General features: G+C 41.9%; 5 protein-coding genes. 1 reads left to right on the top strand and 4 read right to left on the bottom strand.

Annotated elements, in window-relative coordinates; genetic code table 11:
* Window positions 1–227 precede the first annotated feature (227 nt).
* Window positions 228–1739 (top strand): polyphosphate:AMP phosphotransferase, encoded by a 1512-nt coding sequence (gene pap, locus RG963_RS10440; RefSeq protein ID WP_310576209.1) that lies wholly within the window; start codon window positions 228–230, stop codon window positions 1737–1739.
* A 135-nt stretch (window positions 1740–1874) separates the two neighbouring features.
* On the opposite strand, the gene RG963_RS10435 is transcribed toward pap, so the two are convergent.
* From RG963_RS10435 to RG963_RS10420, 4 genes are all read right to left on the bottom strand, one after another.
* Window positions 1875–2270, bottom strand: coding sequence for a response regulator (locus RG963_RS10435; protein ID WP_310576208.1), 396 nt, complete (start codon window positions 2268–2270; stop codon window positions 1875–1877).
* A gap of 21 nt (window positions 2271–2291) precedes the next feature.
* On the bottom strand, window positions 2292–4829 hold the full coding sequence (locus RG963_RS10430) for a histidine kinase dimerization/phosphoacceptor domain -containing protein (RefSeq protein WP_310576207.1): 2538 nt from the start codon (window positions 4827–4829) through the stop codon (window positions 2292–2294).
* Between the two features lie 81 nt (window positions 4830–4910).
* Window positions 4911–5696, bottom strand: coding sequence for a helix-turn-helix transcriptional regulator (locus tag RG963_RS10425; protein ID WP_310576206.1), 786 nt, complete (start codon window positions 5694–5696; stop codon window positions 4911–4913).
* Between the two features lie 1302 nt (window positions 5697–6998).
* On the bottom strand, window positions 6999–8444 hold the full coding sequence (locus RG963_RS10420; protein ID WP_310576205.1) for an APC family permease: 1446 nt from the start codon (window positions 8442–8444) through the stop codon (window positions 6999–7001).
* Between the last annotated feature and the right edge of the window lie 41 nt (window positions 8445–8485).

The raw sequence follows: 8485 nt of genomic DNA, 5'->3' as shown, positions 1-8485 counted from the left end.
TATTAAATTATAATTTATTTGAATTCTTATCTACAAAATTTATAGAATTCTATTCATCTTTTCTCATTAATATTTAGCAGAGCTACTAACCAAAAATCAAAATGTCTATTAGACGCATATACTACATATTATATATTCATTTAAAGACAAATATTATACATACAGCCAATATTAATGTAAGATTTAGATAGTTATTTATTTTAAAGAGATCAGCTCAGGGTTTCACCATGCTTGAAAAAACCGATCTGTCAAAGACAATAATAAATGACGAATATAAAAAAAGTGAGAAAATATTTAAAGCCAGGCTCGGAGAGCTGCAACGGAAAGCCTGGGAATTAAAAATACCTATTATCCTCGTTTTCGAAGGCTGGCATGTCTCCGGGATGGCAGAAGACATCAACCGTTTCATCCTTTCTTTGGACCCCAGAGGATACAACTTTCACACCATGTGTATTCCCTGCTACGAAGACTCCCTCAAGCCATTTATTGTACGTTTCTGGTCCGAGATTCCTGCGCGGGGGAAAATTGCGATCTTTGATCGGAGCTGGTACAGCACGGCAATTATAGAGTGCCTGGGGAAGGAAAAATCCGAAAAAAGAATGGAAAAATGTCTGGAAGAAATAAATTATTTCGAGCGCCAGCTTGCAGATGATGGATATCTTATACTCAAATTTTTCCTTCACATAAGCGAAAAAGAACATAAAGAACGTTTCAAAGATCTCAAAAAGAACGATACTCTCTTTATCCTTGACGAAAATGAAAATAAAGGCAGACAGGATCTTGATTTTGTCCATAATTATAATGAGTACCTGCCGTTTGTCGAAAAGCTGCTGGAGAAAACAGATATGCGTTATGCCCCCTGGAAAATCGTGGAAGCCAATGACCGGGGCTTCGCAACTCTTAAAATTATGATGACGGCCACCCACGCAATTGAAACTTATATTGAACAGGTAACCAGAATTCCAGCAGAGCAGACAATTAAATATCTGAACATAGAAACCCGGGATATCCCTGAGCTTAACGGTTCTATCCTGGAAAAAGTTGACATTTCGAAAAAAATGCCTGCAGATGAGTACAGGAAATCAAAAAAACTTTACCAGCAAAAGCTCGAAGCCCTCCAGTACGAGCTATTCAAAAAAAAGCGCTCTATGATTGTGGTTTTTGAAGGCTGGGACGCTGCAGGCAAAGGAGGAGATATCTACCGCCTTGTCGAAAACCTTAATCCCAGGATCTATGGGGTATTGCCAGTGGGCTCACCAAATGACGTAGAAAAAGCCCACCATTATTTCTGGCGCTTCTGCGAAGCAATCCCTAAAGTGGGACATATAACTATTTTCGACAGGAGCTGGTACGGCCGAGTCCTGGTAGAAAGAGTTGAAGGGTTCTGCAGCGAAGAAGAATGGAAAAGGGCTTACAGGGAAATTAATGAATTTGAAGAAATCCTGACAAAGGCAGGAGCGATTGTGCTTAAGTTCTGGCTTCAAATCGATAAGGACACTCAACTGGAACGCTTTAACAGCAGGCAGTATGATCCTGAAAAAAAGTGGAAAATCACAGCCGATGACTGGCGTAATCGGAGCAGGTGGGAGGACTATAAAATCGCAGCCGATGAGATGCTCCAGAAAACGAGCACAACAAATGCTAAGTGGATTGTTGTGGAATCAAACGACAAACAATATTCCAGGATTAAAGTCCTGAAAACCACTGTTGAAGCACTTGAAAAAGAACTGAAGATATAAGAGAGGAATCTCTGCGGTCTGTTAAGGAAAAGAAGTAAACTTTGGCGATCCGGGGAATTACCGAATTTCCTGGAAAGCCCGATAAAAATGAATTTCCCGCCGGATAGATCCGATGTATCGTTTTTTTCTCCGGAATCATTTTAGTTTTTCTTTTTCCTTCCTTTGCCTGTGCAGAGCTATTTCGATACTGCTGTAGAGATCCTTTTCATCAAAGGGTTTTATAATGTAACCGAAAGGCTCAGTTATCTTTGCGCGTTCAAGAATGTTATTATCGGAATATGCAGTCAGGTAAACAATCGGGACATCAAACCTTTCCCTGATCTCTCTTGCAGCTTCCACGCCATCCAGATCACCCTTTAACATGATATCCATAAGCACGACATCAGGAAAAGTACTTTCCGTCTTGCTTATGGCATCCTCTCCGGACGATGCTACACCTGTAACCGTGTATCCCAAACTTTTTAACATTTTCTTTATTCCCATTGCAACGATATGCTCGTCCTCAACAATCAGAATTCTTCCTTCTGCCATTATCACACCTTATTTTATGCTTCATCTCCTGAAAAAGCTAATCTTAAACCCTGTCCCTCTGCTGCTGTCAAGTTCGATATTCCCTTCAATCTGATCCACGAGCGTTGTCACCAGTTGAAGCCCCAGGGAAATCGTGTTCCTGAAGTCCAGTTTCTCAGGGAACCCTCTGCCATTATCTCTTACTATCAGGGTTAACTTATCCTCTTTATTCCGTGCTATCCCGCTAAGACCGGTTCTTTCATTATATTCACTTCCGGCTCTCCGCAGTTCAATATAAATTTCCCCCCCTTTCTCTCTGGCAAAAGCATGTTTCAGGGAATTTGATACCAGCTCATTGATAATAATTCCGAGGGGAACAGCCGTATCCATTCCGAGGAAAACCTTTTCAACGTCTAGCTTCAAACTTACTTTCACGTTGTCCAGGGAATACGACTGGAAAAGGTAATCAGCAAGATTCTTAATATAATCTGCAAAGTCCACGCTTACCATATCCTCGGACTGGTACAGCTTTTCGTGGACCAGGGCCATTGATTTGACTCTGTGCTGACTGTTTCTAAAGGCTTCGATCACACCCTCATCCGTAAAATTCCCGGACTCAAGGTACAAAAGAGTCGAAATTACCTGCAAATTATTCTTGATGCGGTGATGAATTTCTTTTTTACGGATTTCTTCCATTTGAAGAAGCGCATCTTCGGCTTTTTTATGCTCAGTTATGTCCAGAATAATTCCCTGAAGGTGAACTTCTCCTGTTGCGCTTCTCTGGATAACGGTCCTTTCGTCCACCCAGCGGACTTCTCCGGATTTTGTAAGAATTCTGTATTCTGAAGTATAATCAGCGCAGCCGGTTTCCACATGCATATTAAGTTCCGTAACCATCTTTTCCAGATCCTCGGGATGGACAATATCCCCGTAGAGAATTCGATTAGAGGTGAAATCTTCCACATCGTAACCTAACCTGGTAATATTTTCCGAAACGAATTCTGCAGGCCACATAGACTCATACTTCCACAAAAAGACAATTACAGGGCTTGTATGGATAACCCTTTCCATTTCCTCCTTAAGCTGGTTGGAATGCTCAAGCTCCTTTGCATAATCCAGAAGGGCTTTTTCCGCCTCTATACGCTGGGTGGTAACCTTATCAAGAGCCTGGCGTGTCTCTTCTATTCCGTCAGTAAGAAGCTTGAAATCTCCCTGCCCGTGTACCAGAATCTGCCGTTTGAAATTGTTATGCTGAAATGCGGTAAGGACTGAGTTTGAATCGTCAATAATGCGGTTTAAGGTTTCGGAGAATTTGTCAAGCGTATTTCCAAGTTCCCTGAATTCTCCCTGTACGTCTACATTGACCCTTTCTTTTAATTCTCCTTCTGCAAGAGCATTGGTTACTCTTATAGTCTCTCTTACAGGAACAATTACAGCTTTAAGGATTTCATTCAGGCCTGTAGGTATTTCTCTGAAATCTATCTCCACATCAGTATCTGCCCTGACATCAAGCTTTCCTTTAACAGCGTCCTGGGCAATACTCTTGAAATCTGCAACAATCTCATCTATTGGCCTTGTAATAGAACGTGCAATCATATAAGCGAGGGCAGCCATAAACAGGATCGAAATTGCAGAAATAATAAGAAGCCTGTTCCGGAGGTCGAAAACACCTGCAAGCATTTCTTCTTTCGGAATTACAAGCACGAAAGCGAGATTTCCGGTTCGAACAGGTTCGTAAAACATTACAACGGTTTTGCCTGTAGTGGAGTCCCTTACCTCAAGATATCCGCCTATTCCTTTTTTTATATCGTTTGCAGCATTGGCTATTTCTTTCGAATTAAAATCATAGAGAGTTTTTTTTCCAATCCAGTCTTTGCGCGTAGGGTGAGAAAGCAGGACTCCGGTATTACTTACCATGAAAGCATATCCTGTATCAAAAGCCCGGACCTTGCTTACTACCTCGTCAACATATTCAAGAGGGACATCCACTCCCCCTATCCCGACAAATTTCCCATCCCTGAAAATGGGAGAAACATGGCTTACCATGAATATTCCTTCATAAAAGTAAGGCTCTGTTAAGACGTCTTCTCCTCTTGCTTTGGGCAGCTGGTAATAATCGGAAGAATTATAGCGCATAAGGGGTGCGACCATAATGCGGCCTTTGATATTATTACAGTAAGGGACAAACCTGCCTGTTGCATCATGCCCGGAGGTATTGACATATTCCCCATCTTTGCCGTCAAAAGCATTCGGCTCATACGCCACGTAGGTCCCTATAAGATTAGGATTTTTTCTTAGGATATTGTCCAGAATACCAATTACTTCACTCCTGTTGGAAGCTTTGTAATTTTCCATTGTAAGAGCAAGAGTCTTTGCAACTGCCCTGCTGCCTTTCATATCAGCATCAAACTGATTTGCATAACTGCTTGCCATTTCAATTGATTTCTGGTAAGCCAGTTTCTTTTCCTGAGAGGTTACTGTACTGATAATTACAGCAGTAGAGACTGTGAGAATGAGAAAAACCCCAACCACGATATAGATAACTAGCTTTGATTTCAAGGGGAAATTTTTAAATCTCATAGTCTTAAACTCCAGCCAGTTATAAAGGGATAAAGCAGATGGGAACTTGCTCTTATTCTACCGGTAAGATTCAGGTATCCTTTAAATTTCGACCACTTCTCGGGACAGTTCTTTATAATGCAGGAAAAGCTCCCTGCCCCAGCACAGAGCACTTTCATCGAAACTCATTACTTTTCTATGATCGTATTTTCCCTGCTTATTGAAAAGGCAGAGATACATGAACTTTTCAGTAACAGCGATTGTCGGAAGCTGAAGGGTTTCCTCGCAGATCCTAACAACAGTATTTTTAGAATTAAGCAGGGTTTCGAGTTCATCCTCAAAATCACTTTTCAGTCTCTCGAATACGGCTTTTGTAAGCATTATTTCCATTTCAGCCCCGCTTTTTGCAAGCCTGGAATAAAGAGACGGATAGAGGGGATGATAGTAAGAAAGAGAACTCATAATACATCTGGATTTTATAAGATTTTCAGTAAATTCCCTTGGAAGATCGAACAGGTGGTTCAGGTCAGGTTCGATTACCATACATTCCCCCAGTTCTCCAAGCCGCATGAATAGTTCACGAGATATGACCCCTGTGTCCCGGCTTGCCCAGTACTCCTTATTTTCTTCGAGGACTTCAAGTGTGTTCAGGAGGGGAAGCATGTTTCCTACAACAAGATTTCCAATCTCCGAAAGCACATAAGTGTCTTCTTTCTGAAGAATTAACCCCTGCTTTTTAAGGATTTTAATCTGAGGCATCATCGCTTTTGAAGTTACGTTGAGAGAAGTTTTTATTTGATCGATGTCCCGGGACCCTTCCATAAGCAAGAGAAGGAGGTTTTTCCTTTTTTCAGAAAGCCAGATAGTATCGCATAAAGATGAACTCATTGCTATTCCATATTTATTAGAAACTCTTTTATTAAAAGATTATGTTAAATCTAGAAATATATTTGATAGGTGGGCTAATTTTGAAAAAGACATTAAGCCTTAGTTAAGCTAATTAAAAATTTTAAAAGCATTGAAAAATCACTTCACTTTAGAATTTACATACAGCTCTTTCTTTTACCTGAAAGCTTCGAAAGAGCTACGTGGGTTGGGCTATATAATATCGAAGCTATTAGTAAACCAGTTGCTAGCGAGCTAAAACCAATCCAACAAAGGCAAATCGCTTGAATAAATATGAGCATTTGTTAAGAAAAGGTTAAAATACAGACTCAAAATGGCACTAAAAACGGACTAAAAATGCTCACTAAAAACAGATTCAAAATGCTCACTAAAAACAGATTCAAAGTGGCACTAAAAACGGATTCAAAATGGCACTAAAAACGGACTAAAAAATTATCGCATCCTCGAAAGAAAAAAAATCAAATGAGCTAAAAAGGAAAATTTCAGGCTTAGTGTGCGGGAATTTTCTCTGCTCCGAACCCCGGCAAATGCATTATAAAATGTACCTGAGAGCTGTGGTATGTGGGAATGTTACAGCTTTTAGGTGCCTCCGTAACCAGACATATTTCACGATGCTACGAGAATCTTTTAGTCTTATGGATTTTTCTCTTTTTATTGCTGAACTCAGTTCTTCTGCCTGTATCAAGTTCAATGCTGCTCTCGATCGGGTCCACAAGATTGGTCACAAGCTGCGTACCCAGAAGAGTCCGTTTCTCTGAAGTCTATTCCTTCAGGAAAGACTATGCGTCGTCCCCTACGACAAGTGAAAACCATTTAACAGGGTTTCCTGCCTTTACTTTATTCTATACTCTTAATCTCTCCCTTCAAAGGCATTGGGCTCAAAAGCAAAATAGGTTCCCAGAAGATAAGGGTTTTTGACAAGCTAGTTCTCAAGGATCTTCAGGCCTTCTTCTCTATCTACTGTACTGTAAGTTCCCATAATTCTGGAAGTGATACTTTAAATGGCTTGATTGAAAACCTCATTTCCAACCGGATCAGGCTATTTTCCGTAGAATAAAGAAAAAATATAAAACTGCCTTATTTTCTTGATATAACAAAATTAACATGGAGTTGCAGGACTATATAGGGATTATATATTTCCTGTAACCACATGTTTCCTGCGGCCCCTTTTTGCACCCGGAACAGGGACTCATAATTCAATAATAAATTACCGTCTCACAAACTGAACCGATTACCGGGAAAGGGGAGCAGTATAAATTTTTCGTAACCTTACCTTCGCGACTATCACATCGTGGACTCGCTCGATTGAGAATTATTCTTCTCTAAAATTGCTCGACTCTCATTCTGGGAATAGTACCAGAGCGGAAGATAAAGGGCAAGCACCACGAAGCCTACTATTGTTGAAGTCCAGCCTACTTCAAGGCTGTTAAGGTAAATCACGCCGATCAGGCATAAAGGCAGGTTAAAGATCCCAAACAAAAAGGCTACATACTGCCAGCCTGCCGGGGCTTTAAACGGTCTTTCAAGTTTCGAGAACCTCGGGTCAAATTTTGCCTTAACATATGCAAGCAGACTGATCCCATTGGCGCAAACATAACCTATGGCTGATGCAGCCAGTATGGCTGAAGGGGTTCCCAGAAAGATGAAACCCATATTGAAGAGGGCAATGACAATCATTGCGTTAACAGGAGTTCCATGTGGATTCATTTTTCCAAAGAACCTTGGCAGATTTCCTTCTTCAGCCATAGAATACATTGCCCTTGAAGCTCCGAGAAATGCTGTCTGAATGATCAGGACCATTGCCGCAATCAACATAAGGATTGTGAGAGATCCACCAATGGGGCCAAGGGTCATCTGAGCCATAGGCAGCATAGGAGAGAATGGTTCGTTCAGGATTCCTTCAACTCCCAGAGTTCCCGTACAGGCTGCCTGAACCAGGATAAAGGTTACAAGACAGATTGAGCCGCAGATAAAGAGGGCTTTTGGGACATCGGATTTAGGGTGCTTATATTCAGGCCCGTAAATTGCTGCGGTTTCCCAGGCACAGGCACTCCACTGAGCCATCGCCATAAGCCCCAGCAGGATCAGGATATGCTGCACATCCCAGCTCCAGTCTGCAGGCAGCCACGCACCGGTGATATTGCTAATTTCAAAGTCTCCGGTTATAAAGGGAGCAAGGGAAATAATGATAAGAGGGGCAAGAGAAAGCACTGCAAGAATATACCCAAGCGTTGCTCCGCCCGAGAGCCCGCGATAATTGACCAGGATAAGAAGTACGAATACGACCGCACCGGACGCGAGATAAAGGGCCAGGTCAGGCACTCCTGCAAATGAAGGGATCAGGCCTTTGAGATAACTCCCGATAAGGATTGAAAAGATTGCAAGGACCGGATTCCAGGCAAACCAGTAGCTCCAGGCACTGAAACCTCCAAGCAATTTGCTGCGGTCATATTTCCTGTTTGCATCCTGACTCGTAAAGACACTCTGAGCATACCCAGGAAGTCCGGATGCTTTCGGGAACATTGTGGCAAGCTCCCCATAGGCAAAGTTTTGCATGAAACCCTGAAAGACAGATAGTGCCCAGATAATGATTGCAAAGGCCCAGACATAATTTGCAAAGTAACCTATGGACGGCAGGATCAGTACAGGCACGCCCAGGGCAATTGCAAGTCCCTGTTTCCAATCGATTGTCCGCTGGAGCCCTCCGTTTTCACTGTTTTCGTCGCTCATTTTAAACGCACACTCCTCTAATTTCCTTAGTTAGATTAACC

This window comes from Methanosarcina baikalica (assembly GCF_031461075.1).
Classification (GTDB): Archaea; Halobacteriota; Methanosarcinia; order Methanosarcinales; family Methanosarcinaceae; genus Methanosarcina; species Methanosarcina baikalica.
The sequence above is the reverse complement of the archived record's forward strand: the minus strand, read 5'-3'. Positions and strand labels throughout refer to the sequence as shown.